This window comes from Salipiger sp. ABN3_019 (genome assembly GCF_056158605.1).
Genome location: NZ_JBSWTP010000009.1, coordinates 1,586,076 through 1,603,284 on the forward strand (window position 1 = coordinate 1,586,076; position 17,209 = coordinate 1,603,284).

Below are 17,209 nucleotides of genomic sequence, written 5' to 3' on the forward strand. Positions count from 1 at the left end.
TTTCCCCTCGCTGCCTCGCGAAAACGCTAGCCAGGTCTGCGCGCGCGATGCGACAAGAAACTGTGGTCTTGGCGCGAGTGACAACGGGAGGAAGACGCATGGGGCAGGCAACGCTCACCATTTCATCGAAAAACTACTCCTCGTGGTCTTTGCGGGGCTGGCTGCTCTGCCGCATGGCCGGGCTGGAGTTCACCGAAGAGATGGTCGACACCACCGACGCCACCGCCCGGCAGGAGCTGTTGCTGCTCTCGCCCACGGTGCTGGTGCCGCGGCTGGTGCATGGCAAGGTGCAGGTCTGGGACACGCTGGCCATCGCTCAGTATCTCAACGAGATCCTGCCCGAGGCCGGGCTCTACCCCGATGACATCGTGGCGCGCTCGCATTGCCGGTCGATCTCTGGCGAGATGCATTCGGGCTTTTACAACCTGCGCTCGGCGCTGCCGATGAACCTCAAGGCGCGGCATCAGAGCTTTAAGATTTTCTCGGGCGCGCGGCCCGATGTAGAGCGGATCAAGGTGATCTGGCACGAGTGCCTCGACACCTACGGCGGGCCGTTCCTCTTTGGTGCGCGCCCCTCGGTCGCCGATGCCATGTACGCCCCGGTCTGCACCCGCTTCCGCACCTATTCGGTGGCGCTCGATCCGACGCTCGAGGCCTATGTCGAGACCGTCCTGAACTGGGCGCCGATGCGCGAATGGACCGAAGGCGCCCTGGCCGAGCCTGACGAGATCGTCGAGCTTGAAGTGGAGTTCTAACGCGCCAGCTCGCGGGTGCCGCGGGCGATCCCTTCCAGCGTCATCGGCACCATGCGCTCCTCGAAAATCTCGCGGATCATCGCGATCGACTGGGTGTAGCGCCAGTGCTTCTCGGGCACCGGGTTGATCCACAGGTGATCGGGCCATTGCGCCCGGGCGCGGCGCAGCCAGACCTCGCCCGCCTCCTTGTTCCAATGCTCATTGGCGCCGCCCGGCACGGCGATCTCATAGGGGCTCATCGAGGCATCCCCGACGAAGATGCATTTATAGTCGGGCCCATAGGTGTTGAGCACCTCCCACGTCGGCAGCTGCGCGTCCCAGCGGCGGCGGTTGTCGCGCCAGACCCCTTCGTACAGGCAGTTGTGAAAGTAGTAGTGCTCGAGGTGCTTGAACTCGGCCCGCGCCGCCGAGAACAGCTCTTCGACCACCTTCACATGCGGATCGATCGAGCCGCCCGCGTCGAGAAACAGCAGCACCTTCACCGCATTGCGCCGCTCGGGGCGGGTCTTCACGTCGAGATAGCCATGCTCGGCGGTGGCGCGGATCGTGCCGTCGAGGTCCAACTCATCCGCCGCCCCGTCGCGCGCCCAGGCCCGCAGCCGCTTCAGCGCGACCTTGATGTTGCGCGTGCCTAGCTCGACCTGATCGTCGAGGTTGCGGAACTCGCGCTTGTCCCAGACCTTCACTGCGCGCTGGTGGCGGCTCTGGTCCTGACCGATGCGCACGCCCTCGGGGTTGTAGCCATTGGCGCCAAAGGGCGAGGTGCCCGCGGTGCCGATCCATTTGCTGCCGCCCTCGTGGCGCTTTTGCTGCTCGCGCAGGCGCTGCTTGAGCGTCTCCATCAGCTTCTCGAAGCCGCCCATCGCCTCGATCTCGGCCTTCTCTTCCGCCGACAGATGCTTTTCGGCCATCTTCTGCAGCCAGTCCGCGGGCAGCGCCACCGCCTCCAGAACCTGCTCGAAAGAGATCGCCTCGACGCCCTTGAAGGCTTCGGCAAAGGCGCGGTCGAACCGGTCGAGATGGCGCTCGTCCTTCACCAGCGCGCAGCGCGCGAGGTAATAGAACCCCTCGACGTCATAGCGCGCCAGCCCGGCCTTTAGCGCCTCGAGAAAGCTCAGGAACTCGCGCAGCGAGACCGGCACCTGCGCCTGTCTCAGGGTTTCGAAAAATCGCAGGAACATCCGCCACCTCCGGCCGCAATGATGCCGCGCCCAGCCAGCGCCCTCAACCCGGGTCTTCTTCTCTTTGAAAATACGCCGGGGGTGAATTCGCGCAGCGAAGAGGGGGCAGCGCCCCCTGAACCCGCAAGATCAGCTCAGAACGCCAGCTTCTCAACCGCGATGGTGACGATCAGCCCGACCAGCCCGAAGGCGATCGCATAGACCGCGACGAACTGCGCGATATCGGCCTTGTTGCCCTTGCGGCGCCGGGCGGTCAGCCCGCCGATGATGGCGCCCAGCAGGGCTCCGGCGATCACGATCATGCGCTGTCCTCAACTCCCGTTCTTCGGATTGAGCGCAGCGATCTGTCGCAGCTTGGCCTGTGCCGCCCAATCCGGGCCGAAGCCGTAGCGCGCCCATCCCAGAGAGTCCAGCCGGAGCTGTTCGGCTTCCGAGGCGCGCCCCGACATCTGCAGCGCCTCGGCGCGCAGCATCTTCAGCGTCGCCAGAAGCGCGGCGTTTTCATAGCGCGTCGCGGTCTCCTGCTGCGGCGTCACAAGCTCCAGCGTGCGCGCCGCATCGCCGGCCCGCAGCGCCAGCGCGCCAAGCTGCGCGTCCACATAGGCCTCGTGCAGACGTGCGCCGGGCAAGGCCGCGAACACGCGGCGCGCGGCGTCGAACTCGGCGCGCGCAGCCGCCGGTTCATCGCCCTGCAACAGCCGCCCCAGCACGAAATGCGCAAAGCCGAGCCGGTGATCGCGCCAGCCTTCGCGTTGCGCGAGGCGCAGCGCATCTTCGGCCGAGGCGCGGCGCTTCGGCATCGGCTCGCCGGTGTTCAGCGCGGTCTGGATGGCGTCGATCCAAGGCCGCGGGGTGGGCGCGAGATGCCGGTCGGGCAGGGACTCGCCGCGCGGATTGAGCCGGGCAAGGATCGCGGGCAGCGCCTGCGCCACCTCGGCGCGGCTCATCCCCGAACGCAGCGCGGGATCGTAGAAGACCCGCAGCACCAGCATGTCATAGCCGGAAAGCACCGTGTGCACATTGTCGTCGTTGAACACGCTGTCGCCCAGCCGGTAGAGATCGTTGAGTGGCCCCAGCGCCTGCGCGATCTCTTCGTGCAGGCAGTCGCGCAGTTCCTGCGGCGCGGCGTCGGCAGGCAGGAAGACGGCGGCGGTCTCGCGCTTGTGCACATCCACCCAGCTGGTGCTCCCAGCGCGGCGCGCGCGGCGGTACTCGGCGAGCGAGCTGACGCCGGGGATGACGAAACAGGCGGCCTGCGGCAGTTCCTTGCGGATCGTCTCGCGCGAGACGGGAACAAGGGTGATATTGGCCGCTTTGGCCTTGGTCTCGGTGATGTCGATCCCTGCCTCTTCGCGCAGCCGCCGCAGCAGGCGCGCAAGGTCGGCGCTCAGGCTGGGCGGCGCATCTCCGGCCACGCGCAGGGTTACGGGCGTCTCGAAGCGGGTGAAGATCGGCAGGCTCTTGCCCGATTCCAGCAAGAAGGCGAGGTCGAGCACGTCACGGGCGATCTGCGTGTTGGCGACCTGCGGCGGCTCGGGCTGCGGCGCGCCGAAACGTGCGGCGAGCGGCGGTTCGGCCAGCGGGGTTTCCGGCGCGGCAGTGCCACGCCGCGCGGTCTCGGGGCCGCTCGGCGCGCAGGAGCCGAGCAGCAGCCCGAGGGTCAGCACGATGAACCCGCGCCGCCACATCGCTCAGGGCCGCTGATATTTGATAAAGGGCGTCTCGGTCCCGATCCGGTCATAAAGCTGCCGGGCGGTGTGGTTGAACTCCTGCGTCAGCCAGTAGACCGTCGGCGCGCCAGCGGCATCGGCAGCGGCATAGACCGCCTCGATCAGCGCCCGGCCCACGCCCTTGCCGCGCGCCTCGGGGGCGGCATAGAGGTCCTGCAGGTAGCACACATTCTCGATGCGCCAGCAGTGGCGGTGGAAGAGGAAATGCACCAGCCCGATGAGCGCACCCTCGCTCTCGGCCACGAGACAGCTGAAATCCTGCGGATCCGCGCCCAGCAGCCGGGCGAAGGTGGACGCATAGACCTCTTCGGGCACCGAGGTCTCGTAGAAGGTGAGATAGCCGGTCCATAGCACGCGCCACGCGGCTTCGTCTTCGGCCCGAAGGGGCCGGATAATCACGCTGTCTTGGGACATGCTGCCTCTGCCTCGGTGGTCTTTTGTCGTTGTATCTTCGGGGCTTCGCGCCCTCTGCAGGCGCCAGTATAGCGCGGGGCGGCGCAAAGGTGTGCCTCAAAGCGCCCGGCGCCGCGAAAATGTGATTTCGCGGCGCCGGATCGGATAAAATGACGTAGGGTCAGGGGGTTGGCCTGTGCAGTGATGCAACAGGCCGCTCGGGATCAGACCATCATTTCCTTGGTCGCCGAGAGGGTCACGCCCGGATAGTCGCGCTCGACCCGGTCGATGTCCCATTGCATGCGCGTCAGGTAGACGATGTCGCCGTCATTGTCGTGGGCGATGTGCTGCTTGTTGGCGTTGGTGAATTTCTCCACCGCCGCCTTCTCGCCATGCACCCAGCGCGCCGAGGTGAACTGCGAGGGCTCGAAGCGCACCGGCAGCGAATATTCCTGCTCGATCCGCGCGCCCAGAACCTCGAACTGCAGCGCGCCGACGACGCCGACGATATAGCCCGAGCCGATCGACGGCTTGAAGACTTTCGCCGCGCCTTCCTCGGCAAATTGGAACAGCGCCTTTTCCAGGTGCTTGGCCTTCAGCGGATCGCCCGCGCGCACGCTTTGCAGCAGTTCCGGCGCGAAAGAGGGGATGCCGGTGACCTTCAGCGCCTCGCCCTCGGTCAGCGTGTCGCCGATGCGCAGCTGGCCGTGGTTGGGGATGCCGATGATGTCGCCGGCCCAGGCCTCTTCGGCAAGCTCGCGGTCGGCGGCAAGGAACAGCACCGGGTTGGAGATCGCCATGGGCTTTTTGGTGCGCACATGGGTCAGCTTCATGCCGCGCTCGAAATGCCCGGACGACAGCCGCACGAAGGCGACGCGGTCGCGGTGCTTGGGGTCCATATTGGCCTGCACCTTGAAGACGAACCCAGCGACCTTCTTTTCATCCGGGGCAATCTGCCGGGGCGCGGCCGAGGTCGGCTGCGGCTCGGGGGCCAGCTCGCCGATGCCATCCATCAGTTCCTTCACGCCGAAGGAGTTGATCGCAGAGCCGAACCAGATCGGTGTCATATGACCTTCGAGCACCGACTGCGGGTCGAGCGCGGGCAGCAGCTCGCGCGCCATTTCGATCTCTTCGCGCAGCTGCTCGAGCAATTCGGCGGGGACGTGTTCGGCCAGCTTCGGGTCATCGAGGCCGCTGATCTTGATCAATTCCGCCACGCGGTTGCGGTCGGCCCGGTCCATCAGTTCCAGCCGGTCGTGGATCATGTCGTAGCAGCCGAGGAAATCGCGCCCCATGCCGATCGGCCAGCTGGCAGGCGTCACGTCGATGGCGAGGTTTTCCTGAATCTCGTCGATGATCTCGAATGTGTCGCGCGCTTCGCGGTCCATCTTGTTGCAGAAGGTCAGGATCGGCAGGTCGCGCAGGCGGCAAACCTCAAACAGCTTGCGGGTCTGGCTTTCCACACCCTTGGCGCCGTCGATCACCATGATCGCCGCATCCACCGCGGTCAGCGTGCGGTAGGTGTCTTCGGAGAAGTCCGAGTGGCCGGGCGTGTCGACAAGATTGTAGCGGAACTGCCCGTATTCAAAGGACATCGCCGAGGCGGAAACCGAGATGCCGCGCTCCTGCTCCATCTTCATGAAGTCCGAGCGCGTGCGCCGCGCTTCGCCCTTGGCGCGGACCTGTCCGGCCATCTGAATGGCCCCGCCGAAAAGCAGGAACTTTTCGGTCAGCGTGGTCTTGCCCGCATCCGGGTGCGAGATGATCGCGAAGGTGCGGCGCCGCGCGATCTCGGGCGGCAGGGTGGGGCGGTTCGAAGCGGTGTCCAGCATGAGCGCGCGTATAGGTCCGCAAGGCGCTTTTGTCTATGGGGAACCGCGCGCTGCGGCGCGGGGTTGAGCACGGGAAAGGAGACCTGCCATGACCCGCGACCACGGCCCCTCGATCAAGGACGACAAGCTCTATTCCGATCTGCGCGACGACGGCTATTCGAAGGAAAAAGCCGCGCGTATCGCCAACGCCAAGGCCAATCCCGACATGCACCCGTCAAAGAAGGGCGGCAAGGCGCCGCCCTATGAGGAATGGACGAAAGACGCGCTTTACGAGCGCGCGCAAGAGATCGACATCGACGGCCGCTCGGAGATGACCAAGGATCAGTTGATCGACGCATTACGCGACCACTGAGCGCGGCGCGAGCTGCAGCCTTGGGCTGGCGTATTTGGAAAGAGAAGAAGCCCTTTTCGCTTTCGCCTAGGTCCAAATATCCCGGGGGAGGCCGCGTCAGCGGACTGGGGCAGAGCCCCCAATGAGCCGCGCCATCACCATCGTGGCTTGAGCTTTATCCCACCGACGAGCGCCGCAGCAAATCGGCGGCGTCGGGGCGCTGCAGCATCACTTCCTGCACCTCGATCTCCGGCTGATCCGTGGCGCGGTGGCGCGGCAGCAGGGCGGCAAGCTGTTCGGAGAGTTCCGTGGGCAGCGCTGCGCGGGTGCGCGTGTCGACCAGCATGGATTCGGCGGCGATGCCCTCGGCATAGATGATCTGATGATGATCGAAGAGCATCTGGTAATATTCCACGAAGCCGCCCTGCTGTTGCAGGATGCTCTCGCCGTTGAGCAGGTGGCGGGCGCGCACCAGAAGCTCGGCGCGCCCGGCGCCCAGCCGGTCGCGGCGCTGGTAGATGAACAGCCGGTGGTCGGGGCTGACCAGCAGATCGCGCGCATTGTTGAGCGCCCCGGCGCGGATCAGGATCGGTGCGAAGGCCCCGCTGGCCCGCACCACCTGATGGCCGATCCAGCGGATTTCCTGCGGGCCGTCGTCGCGGGTCAGCACGCGGTCGCCCAGTTGCAGATCCTCGACGGGACGCTGCGCGCCAGAGGCCATGGTGATCAGCGTGCCGCGGGTGAACGAGACGCAGGCCGCTTGCGCAAACTTGGCCAGAGCCTCCTGCGTCGACACGCCGACCAAAGCGTAGTCCTTGCGCGGCTGCATCGGCGCGAGCGGCATGAGGTATAGCTCGGTCACCAGCCCATCGGCATCGGTTTCGACCAGAACGATTGCTTCTGTGATGGCACCGTCGCCGCTCATGAACAGCAGGCAGCTGTCGAGATGCAGCTCGGCGCCAGCGGTGCCGGTCTCGCTGCCGGGCGCCACCTGGAAGGGCGACGCGGCGGCGGGCAGCAGCGACAGACGGCAGGGGCGCGCCAAGGGCGAGAGCGCGTAGACGTCGTCGGGCTGCAGATCGTCGGCAAAGCTCAGCCCGTCGCCGAGGTTGGCGCCGCTCACCACGCGCAGATGCGCGCCGCGATAGACGCTCACGCTGTGCGGTGCGCGGGTGGCTTCGGTCTGCAAAGGGGCTCTTGCCATCACTCGTCTCTACCGTTCATGCGCAGCAGGGTCCGCGCGCTCGTCTCTTCGGCCCGCTCGCCGATCTGTTTGCCGATCTGTCTGCCGTTCGTCGTCCCAAAGGGCTGCGCGACCTACCGGATTGCCAGTGACGCCGCGGCGCCAAAGACCACCTAGCGCGCGCCGCAGGAAGGCCGAGCCTACACCCCATTGTATGCCAAGGGAATGTGTCATCATATGGCCCCGAGCCCGGCGTTTTGCCGGCAGACGACAAGAGGAGAAAAACATGGATCTCGGGATTTCGGGCAAGACGGCGCTGGTCTGCGCATCGTCCAAGGGGCTGGGACGCGGCTGCGCCGAGGCGCTGGCAGAGGCTGGCTGCAACCTTGTGATGAACGCGCGCGGGGCCGAAGCTCTGGAACAGGCGGCCGAGGAGATCCGCAGCACCTATGGTGTCAAAGTCGTCACGGCGGCTGCCGATATCGTCTCGGAAGACGGGCGCGCGCAGGTGCTGGAACTGGCGCGCGGCGCCGACATCCTCGTGACCAATGCGGGCGGTCCGCCCCCGGGTATCTGGAGCGACTGGGATCGCAGCGATTTCCTCAAGGCGCTGGACGGCAACATGCTGACCCCGATCGCGCTGATGCAGGCGCTGCTGCCGGGGATGATGGAGCGCGGCTGGGGCCGGGTGGTCAACATCACCTCGCGTTCGGTGAAGGCGCCGATCCTGCAGCTGGGTCTGTCGAACTCGGCGCGGGCGGGGCTGACAGGCTTTGTCGCGGGCACCTCGCGTCAGGTGGCCGAGAAGGGCGTGACCATCAACAACCTGCTGCCGGGGGTGCATGAGACCGCGCGCATCGTGCAGATGGACACCCACGACGCCGAGCGCACAGGACGCCCGATCGCCGAGATCAGCGCCGAGCGCGCGTCGGGTATTCCGACCCGCGAATACGGGCAGGCGGCGGACTTCGGCAAGATGTGCGCTTATCTGTGTTCGGTGCACGCGCGCTTCATCGTCGGGCAGAACATCGTTCTGGACGGCGGCGAGACGCTGGCGACAATCTGAACCGATGGCACGGGGACCGGACGGGCAGGGCGGGGGCGCGGGCTACTCGTTCGCCGATCAGCTGTTCAATCGCGGCACGCTTGGCGTTCTGGCGCAGGAATATTCCGTCCTGCCGGGCTTCGCGCCCGACCGGTTCGTCGAGACCGCTTTGCCGCGTTTCGAGGGGCTGGGCGTGCATGCGCGGCTGGAGGTGATCGCCGAGGCTCTGGCCGAGCAGCTTGCTTCGGATTTTCCCGAAATGGCGGATCAGGTGGAGGCGGCGCTGCCGCCGCCGCTTGACCCCAGCTTGCGCGACGATGACTTCGGGCGGTTCATCCACGCGGTGCCCGGCGTTCTGGCCATGCGTCACGGGATGGACCACCCGGAGCGCGCGCTTGATCTGCTGCACGCGGCCACGCAGCGGTTTTCCATGGAATACGCCATTCGCCCGTTCCTCAATCGCTGGCCGGATCAGGTGCTGGCGCGGCTCGACGCTTGGGTGGAGGACCCGCATTACCATGTGCGGCGGCTGGTCTCGGAAGGGACGCGGCCCAAGCTGCCTTGGGGGATGGGCATCTCGCTTGACCCACTGCTGCCGCTGCGCTTTCTTGACGCGCTGCACGGGGATGAGACGCGCTTTGTGACCCGCTCTGTAGCCAATCACCTCAACGATCTGTCGAAGATCGCGCCCGACGCGGTGCTTGGGCGGCTCGAGGACTGGCAGGCCGGTGCGCGGCAGGACGCCAAGGAGTTGGACTGGATGACCCGCCATGCGCTGCGCACGGCGGTGAAGCGGGGTGAGCCCCGGGCGCTGGCGCTGCTTGGCTATCGCGCGGACCTGCCGGTGCGCGCGCAGCTGAGCCTCGATCCGCCAAGCCTGCCCATCGGCGAGACGCTGGAGATTGCCGCAGAGATCGAGGCGCCGGAGGGTGGCGCCGTGATGGTGGACTACCGGCTGCGCTTCCACCGTCCGAAGGGCAGCGCCGAAAAGGTGTTCAAGCTCAGATCGGTGCAACTGAAGCCGGGGCAGAGGCTGCGGCTGGTGAAACGGCACCGCATGAAAGGCGATGCGACCACCTTCCGGCTGCATCCCGGCCCGCATGCGGTGATCCTGCAGGTGAACGGGCGCGACGTGGCGGAGGCCGCCTTCGATCTGCGCGAGGCCTAGGGCGCTTCATTCCGCTTCATTCTATTGGGGACACGAAGGACGCTGTAGCGCTCAATGAGTGCGCGCCGGCCCGGCGGTGCGGGCTGGCGCCAAGCGCGGGGTAAGCGGAAGCGACGTCAGCGTCAGCCGCTACGAGCCGGAATAGCCGGAAGTGCTGATGATGCCTGTGGGAACGCCGGTGTCGAGCATCGCGGCGCAGCCGGAGTGGGCATCTTGGAAGCCGATCACCGAGGCATTGAGCAAAAGATGCCAGCTGGCGTGATAGCCATAGGCCTGCGCGCGCGAATAGGCGCAGCCGTCGGTGGTGATGAAATATCGGCCCTGATAATCGGGCGGGGGCACATCGTCGCCCGCATGGGCGGTCTGCGCGCCAAGCATGCTGAGCGCGAGTGCGCCATAGACAAAGGACTTTCCAGAATGCGAAAGCGCACCGGGCCTTCGGCGCGGGGTGGTGTGGTCGGTCTTTCGGGGGGCAAAGCGGATCATGCAAGGCTCCATGTTTGAGGTGACAGGGGTTGAGGTGACAGGGGTTGAGGTGACTGGGCCTAGGGTGCGCTGCAAATCTGAACTGCACCTCAAAATTTAGGATTTTAGAAATTTTTGGTGCGGCGCGCTGGGCACCGCTTGCGGCAAAGGCGGGGAGTTGCGCAGCATAGGGTGGTGCAGGGGAGGCGCGCGCCAAACCGCTTGGCAAATCCTGCGCTTTGGGGCAGAGGGAAGCACATGAGCCAGACCTCCTTTACCCTGTCCGGGCGGGACGGAGCAGCGCGCACCGGGGTGATCTCTACCCCGCGCGGCGAGATCCGCACCCCCGCCTTCATGCCCGTCGGCACCGCTGCGACCGTCAAGGCGATGCTGCCCGAAAGCGTGCGCGCCACCGGCGCCGATATCCTGCTGGGCAATACCTATCACCTGATGCTGCGCCCCGGTGCCGAGCGCGTCGCGCGCCTTGGCGGGCTGCACAAGTTCATGAACTGGGAACGCCCCATTCTGACGGACTCGGGCGGCTTTCAGGTGATGAGCCTTGCCGGGCTGCGCAAGCTCACCGAGGAGGGGGTCACCTTCAAGAGCCATATCGACGGCTCGAAGCACATGCTCTCGCCGGAAAGCTCGATGGAGATTCAGCGGCTGCTCGGCTCGGACATCGTGATGTGTTTCGACGAATGCCCGGCGCTGCCCGCCGACCGCAAGCGGATCGAGGAAAGCATGCGCCTGTCCATGCGGTGGGCGCAGCGCTCGCGCGATGCTTTCGGCGATCGGCCGGGGCATATGCTGTTCGGCATCCAGCAGGGCGGGCTCGAAGAAGACCTGCGCGGCGAGAGCGCCGAGGCGCTGCGGTCTATCGGCTTTGACGGCTATGCCGTGGGCGGGCTCGCGGTGGGCGAGGGGCAGGAGGCGATGTTCAACGTGCTCGACTTCGCCCCCGGTCAGCTGCCCGAGGACAAGCCGCGCTATCTGATGGGGGTGGGCAAGCCCGACGATATCGTCGGCGCGGTGAAGCGCGGCATCGACATGATGGACTGCGTGCTGCCCTCGCGCTCGGGACGGACCGGGCAGGCGTGGACGCGCCGCGGCATGGTCAACATCAAGAACGCCCGCCATCAGGACGACCCGCGCCCGCTTGACGAGCATTGCAGCTGTCCGGCGTGCCGCAGCTATTCGCGCGCCTATCTGCACCATGTCTACCGCGCGGGTGAGATGATCTCGGGGATGCTGCTGACGTGGCACAACCTGCACTATTATCAGGAACTGATGCAGGGGCTGCGCGACGCGATCGCTGGTGGCACGTTCGCCGCCTTCGAGGAAGAGTTCCACGCCCAGCGGGCCGAAGGTGACATCCCGCCGCTCTGAGGCGGGTCAGTTGCGGCTTTTGGTAAGCGCGATGACAAGCAGCCACAGCGCGCTCAGACCGGCGAAGCTGGTGACAAAAAGCGCCTGATAGCCCGCGTCGGTGGTGGGGCCGACCCATGAGGTGAGCGCCGCTGCAATGAGCGCGAGGAAGAGATAGGGCAGGGCGGCGCTCAGCAGATCAGGCATCTTGCTGCCATCCGGACATGAGCGCGGCGCGCAGGGCTGACAGCAGCTCTGCGCCTTGCGTGTCGGCCCATGTCCTCAGCCGCAGACGGGCGTAGGCCCAAAGGCCGAGGCGATCCTCCAGCACGTCGCCATAGCGTTCCTCATCTGCGATGTCGCGGTCCCACCGGGCAAACCGCGCCTGCGCTTCTTCGGGATCGTTCACGTTGGACAGATCGTCAAAGAGGATCGGTCGGCCCGGATCGGCAAAGCTCGCGCCGGGCTGCCATGCCATCAGGAAGGGGCCGCGCCGCGATGGGTTGAGCTGCCCGCTGTCCACCGCCGCTCCGATCGCCAGATCGGCGGTCTCGAAGCGATAGCGCTGCAGCGCGATGGCGCAGGTCTCGCCGGGCGCGGCTTGGCGCGCGCGGGCGGCGGCGGCAGAGCTTTGCATGGGCCAGACCGTGACCACCATGCGGTCTGAGGAGGGCCCTTCGGGCTGGGTGTCCGCAAGGGTGCTTAGGGACGCGACGAAGGCATGGCAGATCATCGCGGCGCGCGCCGCTTCGGGGTCGCTGCTGCCCCTTGGGAACTGCGGCCCGCGGGCAAATGCGATCACCCCAAAGGCCCCGAAATCGCCCGGAGAAAGATCGCCGGGCCCTGCAAGCAACCGCGCCGAGCCATGATAGAGCGCGCGCCCGGTCTGCCTTTCGAGGCTGCTGGGCGAAAAGGCGGGGGCAGACCCACCCGGCGACCCAGTGGTTGAGAGTCTCGACGAGGCACTCCGAAGCGGCGCATAGGCCGCGTCCGGCAGGCTGGCAAAAAGCACAATGAGCAAAACGGCGGGCAGAATATGGTGCATGACGCGGCTGATGGATGAGAAATCCTGGGTGAAATAGTTGCGTATTAATATACCTATGATTGTATCATGAAGGCCGGACCATGTGAACGACCAGTGACTTGCAGAGCGGCGGCAGCCATCGAAACGGCCGGCACATCGCCAGTCATGCGTTCCGTGCAATTGTGCACATCGCTTTGCGCGCTTGCCGCAGCGCGGCGCGCGCTTATCTCTCGTTTCCCATGCCGGCCACCGTGGTCGGCAAGACACTGGACCCAAGCAAGGGAGAGACTTCATGACCGAGGCGCTCTTTACCCCGTTCACCGCCGGTGCCATCGAGATGGCCAACCGCGTGGTGATGGCCCCGCTCACCCGCAGCCGTGCCGACAATGACACCGCCGAAGTCGGCGACCTGCATGTGGAATACTATCGCCAGCGCGCTGGCGCAGGGCTGATCATCACCGAAGCCTCGCAGATCTCGGCGCAGGGCAAAGGCTATATCAAGACCCCGGGCATCTATTCCGAAGGCCAAGTGGCCGCGTGGAAGAAGGTGACCGATGCCGTGCACGCGGAAGGCGGCAAGATCGTCATCCAGCTTTGGCACGTGGGCCGCATCAGCCACACGTCGATCCAGCCGGACGGGCAGGCCCCGGTTGCGCCCTCGGCGATCCCGGCAGGCGCCAAGACCTTCACGGTTGACGGTCCGGCCGAGACCTCCACGCCCCGCGCGCTGGAGACCGAAGAACTGGCCGGCATCGTCGCCGATTACCGCCACGCCGCCCGCGCGGCGATCGAGGCTGGCTTTGACGGGGTCGAGGTGCATGGCGCCAATGGCTATCTGATCGACCAGTTCCTGAAGACCGGCGCCAACAAGCGCGAGGACCAATACGGCGGCTCGATCGAGAACCGCGCGCGTTTCCTCTTTGAGGTGCTGGATGCGGTCACCGACGAGATCGGCGCCGATCGCACCGGCCTGCGCCTGTCGCCCTTCTCGCCGGCCAATGGCATCGACGATGACGACCCGCAGCCGCTGTTCGAATATGTGGTGAAGAAGCTGAACGCTTATAACCTGTCGTATCTGCACGTGGTCGAAGGCGCCACCGGCGGTCCGCGCGAGCTGGCCGAGGGCGAAAGCCTCGAGGCGCTGCACAAGCTCTATGAGGGCGTCTGGATGGGCAACAACGGCTATGACCGCGAGATGGCCATCGAGGCTGTCAAGAGCGGCAAGGCCGATCTGGTGGCCTTTGGCCGTCCGTTCATCTCGAACCCCGATCTGGTGACGCGCCTGCAAAAGAACGCGCCGCTGAACGAGGGCGACCAGAACACCTTCTATGCGGGCGGGGAGGAAGGCTACACCGACTACCCCACCCTGAGCGACGCCGCCTGACCGGGCGGTGAAGGGGCGCGCCGCGCGAGTGTTAACCCGTGTTGCCGTTAAGGCTGTTGCAAGGTTTTCGCGCGGCGCGCCTCTATTCGCTCGCCATAGGCGAATTGGCGGCTTGCGCCCGGCGCAGCGGAGCGTCACATTGGTGAGAACGGGTCCCGCGCGCTTGAAAAGTTAACGCCCGCGCCCCACCTGAATACTCCGACAGGGGACGGCAAGGGTCGCCGATATCCGGGGCCAGACCGTCCTGCCACTAGCAAGGAATGCGTATGCAACAGCCTCTCAACACATCCTATCCGGTGCTGCCGCTGCGGGACATTGTTGTGTTTCCGCATATGATCGTGCCGCTCTTCGTGGGGCGCGAAAAATCGGTGCACGCGCTGGAAGAGGTTATGGCCGACGACAAGCAGATCCTGCTTGCCGCCCAGATCGACCCGTCCGTGGACGATCCCGATTCCGACGGCATCTATCGCGCTGGCGTGCTGGCCAACGTGCTGCAGCTGCTCAAGCTGCCCGACGGCACCGTGAAGGTGCTGGTCGAGGGGCAGGCGCGCGTGAAGATTACCGAATACATCGACAATGACCGCTTCTTCGAAGCCAAGGCCGAGTATCTTTCCGAGATGCCGGGCGACACCGCCGCGATCACCGCGCTGGTGCGCACCGTCGGCGAAGAGTTCGAGCGCTACGCCAAGGTCAAGAAGAACATCCCCGAAGAGGCGCTCTCGGCGGTGTCCGAAACCACCGATCCGGCCAAGCTGGCCGACCTCGTGGCGGGCCATCTCGGCATTGAGGTGGAACAGAAGCAGGAGCTTCTGGAAACGCTGCCCGTGAGCGAGCGCCTCGAGAAAGTCTATGGCCTGATGCAGGGTGAGCTGTCGGTTCTGCAGGTCGAGAAGAAGATCAAGACCCGCGTCAAGAGCCAGATGGAGAAGACCCAGCGCGAGTACTATCTGAATGAGCAGATGAAGGCCATTCAGAAGGAACTCGGCGACGGCGAAGACGGCCAGAACGAGATCAACGAACTGGCCGAAAAGATCGAGGCCACCAAGCTCTCGAAAGAGGCCAAGGAAAAGGCCGAGGCCGAGCTCAAGAAGCTGCGCAACATGAGCCCGATGTCCGCTGAGGCAACCGTGGTGCGCAACTATCTCGACTGGATGCTGTCGATCCCATGGGGCGTGAAAAGCCGCGTGAAGAAGGATCTGGGCCGTGCTCAGGAGATCCTCGATCACGACCACTACAGCCTCGAGAAGGTCAAGGAACGGATCGTCGAATATCTTGCGGTTCAGGCGCGCAGCCAAAAGCTGAAGGGCCCGATCCTCTGCCTCGTCGGCCCGCCGGGCGTGGGTAAAACCTCGCTGGGCAAGTCGATGGCCAAGGCCACCGGGCGCGAGTTCATCCGCATCTCGCTAGGCGGCGTGCGGGACGAGTTCGAGATCCGTGGCCACCGCCGGACCTACATCGGCTCGATGCCGGGTAAGATCATTCAGGCGCTGAAAAAGGCGAAAACCACCAACCCGCTCATCCTGCTCGACGAGATCGACAAGATGGGGCAGGACTTCCGTGGCGATCCCGCATCGGCAATGCTCGAGGTGCTCGACCCCGAACAGAACGGCACCTTCGTCGATCACTACCTCGAGGTGGAATACGATCTGTCGAACGTCATGTTCGTGACGACCTCGAACTCGTACAACATGCCCGGCCCGCTGCTTGACCGGATGGAGATCATCCCGCTCTCGGGTTACACCGAGGACGAGAAGCTCGAGATCACCAAGCGTCACCTGCTCGACAAGCAGATCAAGGCGCATGGTCTGAAGAAGGGCGAGTTCACCATCACCGATGAGGCGCTCACCGATATCCTGCGCTACTACACGCGCGAGGCCGGTGTGCGGAACCTCGAACGGGAAGTGGCCAAGATCGCGCGGAAAGCCGTGACCAAGATCGTCAAGGGCGAGACCAAGCACGTGGAAGTCACGCGCGAAAATCTCGACGACTTCCTCGGCGTGAAGAAACACCGCTACGGTCTGGCCGAGGATGAGAACCAAGTGGGTGTCGTCACCGGGCTTGCCTATACGTCGGTCGGCGGCGATCTGCTGCAGATCGAAGCGCTGCGCCTGCCGGGCAAGGGCCGGATGAAAACCACCGGCAAGCTTGGCGATGTGATGAAGGAGTTGATCGAGGCCGCGTCGAGCTATGTGCGCTCGATCTCGCCGCAGATCGGGGTGAAACCGCCGAAGTTCGACAAGATGGACATCCACGTCCACGTGCCGGACGGCGCCACGCCCAAAGACGGCCCTTCGGCCGGTCTCGCGATGGTGACGGCGATCGTCTCGGTGCTGACCGGCCTGCCGGTGCGCAAAGACATCGCCATGACCGGCGAGGTCACCCTGCGCGGCAACGCGTCGGCCATCGGCGGGCTCAAGGAGAAACTGCTCGCGGCTCTGCGGGGCGGCATCAAGACGGTGTTCATTCCCGAAGAGAACGAGAAGGACCTCGCCGAGCTGCCCGACAACGTGAAGCAGGGGCTCGAGATCATCCCGGTCAAGCACGTCTCGGAAGTGCTGGAGATGGCGCTGATCGGCAAGCCCGAGCCCATCGAGTGGGACGAGGAGGCCGAAGAGGCCGCCGCCGCCCTGCGCGCGAAGGAAGAAAAGGCCACGGGCGCGACAGCGCATTAAGCACCGGCGCGACAACGCATTAAGCCGCCGTTCCTCGCAAAACTTCAGTGCAAAGCTTCAGGGGCGGGCCTTCGGGTCCGCCCCTTCTTCATGGGCCCCATCAATCCTCAAATGCCGCTTCGTCTAGATAAAAATATCCCGGGGAGTCCGCGCAAGCGGACGGGGCAGAGCCCCAGTTTTTATCCCGCGCGCGGGCCGATGAAGGTGCCCTCACGTCGGGCGAAAAATTTGTGAATTTTTTGCTCTGATCCCTCTTGCGCCCTCCCGGTCCTATCAGTAAAAGCCCGCCTACCGGGTGATTAGCTCAGTGGTAGAGCGCTTCGTTCACATCGAAGATGTCAGGAGTTCAAATCTCTTATCACCCACCATTATTTCCAAAGGCGCGCTGATCGGTTTCCCCGAGGCGCGCCTTTTTCCTTTCCAGATCAAGCCATCAGTCCCGATAGCGCAGCGGTGGCAGCGGCGCCTGAGCGTGCTCGGACAGGCCGATGTCCCGCGCCAGATGCGGGTTGGCCCGCAACGCGGCAGCGCGATGCGCGGCGCGGCGCCGGGTCAGCCAGCGCTGCAGGATCACGCGAAGGGAAGGGCGGCGGGTACGGGGGGTCTCGAACGTGCGGATCGGGGCGGTCATGATGTCTCTTTCCTTGCAGAGTTGGTGAACGCCTGTGAAAATGCTTCCTC

At 65.3% G+C, this 17,209-nt stretch carries 17 protein-coding genes and 1 tRNA gene; 8 read left to right on the top strand and 10 right to left on the bottom strand.

Translation table 11 applies throughout. The annotated features are described in order from the left end of the window. The first annotated feature begins 98 nt into the window (after positions 1-98). A complete protein-coding gene (locus ACXAD2_RS15780) occupies positions 99-755 on the top strand; it encodes a glutathione S-transferase family protein (RefSeq protein ID WP_475171783.1) in 657 nt (218 codons plus the stop codon). Here ACXAD2_RS15780 and ACXAD2_RS15785 read toward each other — a convergent pair. The 5 genes from ACXAD2_RS15785 to ACXAD2_RS15805 all read right to left on the bottom strand — a co-directional run bounded on the left by ACXAD2_RS15785 (position 752) and on the right by ACXAD2_RS15805 (position 5,891). After that, the gene (locus ACXAD2_RS15785; RefSeq protein WP_475171785.1) at positions 752-1,936 is read right to left on the bottom strand and encodes a vWA domain-containing protein; all 1,185 of its coding nucleotides are present in this window, start codon (positions 1,934-1,936) and stop codon (positions 752-754) included. The genes ACXAD2_RS15780 and ACXAD2_RS15785 overlap by 4 nt on opposite strands. Positions 1,937-2,070: 134 nt before the next feature. Beyond that, positions 2,071-2,238, bottom strand: a complete 168-nt coding sequence (locus ACXAD2_RS15790) for an apolipoprotein acyltransferase (protein ID WP_066105624.1) — start codon at positions 2,236-2,238, stop codon at positions 2,071-2,073. 9 nt (positions 2,239-2,247) lie between these two features. After that, positions 2,248-3,624 carry a DUF2927 domain-containing protein gene (locus ACXAD2_RS15795; RefSeq protein ID WP_475171787.1) on the bottom strand — a complete coding sequence of 459 codons (1,377 nt, stop codon included), beginning with the start codon at positions 3,622-3,624 and terminating at the stop codon, positions 2,248-2,250. Between the two features lie 3 nt (positions 3,625-3,627). After that, positions 3,628-4,080, bottom strand: coding sequence for an N-acetyltransferase family protein (locus tag ACXAD2_RS15800; protein ID WP_475171789.1), 453 nt, complete (start codon positions 4,078-4,080; stop codon positions 3,628-3,630). 203 nt (positions 4,081-4,283) lie between these two features. Beyond that, positions 4,284-5,891, bottom strand: coding sequence for a peptide chain release factor 3 (locus ACXAD2_RS15805; protein ID WP_475171790.1), 1,608 nt, complete (start codon positions 5,889-5,891; stop codon positions 4,284-4,286). A gap of 88 nt (positions 5,892-5,979) precedes the next feature. Between ACXAD2_RS15805 and ACXAD2_RS15810 the strand changes: the two genes are divergently transcribed. Next, positions 5,980-6,243 (top strand): DUF7218 family protein, encoded by a 264-nt coding sequence (locus tag ACXAD2_RS15810; protein WP_475171791.1) that lies wholly within the window; start codon positions 5,980-5,982, stop codon positions 6,241-6,243. Positions 6,244-6,397: 154 nt separating this feature from the next. On the opposite strand, the gene ACXAD2_RS15815 is transcribed toward ACXAD2_RS15810, so the two are convergent. Next, positions 6,398-7,426, bottom strand: coding sequence for a Hint domain-containing protein (locus ACXAD2_RS15815; RefSeq protein ID WP_475171792.1), 1,029 nt, complete (start codon positions 7,424-7,426; stop codon positions 6,398-6,400). A gap of 265 nt (positions 7,427-7,691) precedes the next feature. Here ACXAD2_RS15815 and ACXAD2_RS15820 point away from each other — a divergent pair, with 265 nt between their 5' ends. Next, a complete protein-coding gene (locus ACXAD2_RS15820; RefSeq protein WP_475171794.1) occupies positions 7,692-8,471 on the top strand; it encodes an SDR family oxidoreductase in 780 nt (259 codons plus the stop codon). Between the two features lie 4 nt (positions 8,472-8,475). After that, positions 8,476-9,618 (top strand): hypothetical protein, encoded by a 1,143-nt coding sequence (locus ACXAD2_RS15825; protein WP_475171795.1) that lies wholly within the window; start codon positions 8,476-8,478, stop codon positions 9,616-9,618. Between the two features lie 129 nt (positions 9,619-9,747). On the opposite strand, the gene ACXAD2_RS15830 is transcribed toward ACXAD2_RS15825, so the two are convergent. Continuing rightward, a complete protein-coding gene (locus ACXAD2_RS15830) occupies positions 9,748-10,104 on the bottom strand; it encodes a hypothetical protein (RefSeq protein WP_475171797.1) in 357 nt (118 codons plus the stop codon). 237 nt (positions 10,105-10,341) lie between these two features. On the opposite strand from ACXAD2_RS15830, the gene tgt reads away from it, so the two are divergent. Next, positions 10,342-11,469, top strand: coding sequence for a tRNA guanosine(34) transglycosylase Tgt (gene tgt / locus ACXAD2_RS15835; RefSeq protein ID WP_475171799.1), 1,128 nt, complete (start codon positions 10,342-10,344; stop codon positions 11,467-11,469). Positions 11,470-11,475: 6 nt separating this feature from the next. On the opposite strand, the gene ACXAD2_RS15840 is transcribed toward tgt, so the two are convergent. Continuing rightward, a complete protein-coding gene (locus ACXAD2_RS15840) occupies positions 11,476-11,655 on the bottom strand; it encodes a hypothetical protein (RefSeq protein WP_066105656.1) in 180 nt (59 codons plus the stop codon). Beyond that, entirely contained in the window at positions 11,648-12,493 is an 846-nt protein-coding gene (locus ACXAD2_RS15845; protein WP_475171801.1) for a hypothetical protein, read from the bottom strand. The genes ACXAD2_RS15840 and ACXAD2_RS15845 overlap by 8 nt, the downstream gene beginning before the upstream one ends. Before the next feature lie 271 nt (positions 12,494-12,764). Between ACXAD2_RS15845 and ACXAD2_RS15850 the strand changes: the two genes are divergently transcribed. The 3 genes from ACXAD2_RS15850 to ACXAD2_RS15860 all read left to right on the top strand — a co-directional run bounded on the left by ACXAD2_RS15850 (position 12,765) and on the right by ACXAD2_RS15860 (position 16,896). Continuing rightward, on the top strand, positions 12,765-13,856 hold the full coding sequence (locus tag ACXAD2_RS15850) for an alkene reductase (protein WP_066105661.1): 1,092 nt from the start codon (positions 12,765-12,767) through the stop codon (positions 13,854-13,856). Between the two features lie 266 nt (positions 13,857-14,122). Continuing rightward, positions 14,123-16,528, top strand: a complete 2,406-nt coding sequence (lon, locus tag ACXAD2_RS15855) for an endopeptidase La (protein ID WP_475171805.1) — start codon at positions 14,123-14,125, stop codon at positions 16,526-16,528. A gap of 293 nt (positions 16,529-16,821) precedes the next feature. Next, a tRNA-Val gene (locus ACXAD2_RS15860) sits at positions 16,822-16,896 on the top strand. Between the two features lie 65 nt (positions 16,897-16,961). On the opposite strand, the gene ACXAD2_RS15865 is transcribed toward ACXAD2_RS15860, so the two are convergent. Continuing rightward, positions 16,962-17,159, bottom strand: a complete 198-nt coding sequence (locus ACXAD2_RS15865) for a hypothetical protein (RefSeq protein ID WP_475171806.1) — start codon at positions 17,157-17,159, stop codon at positions 16,962-16,964. Between the last annotated feature and the right edge of the window lie 50 nt (positions 17,160-17,209).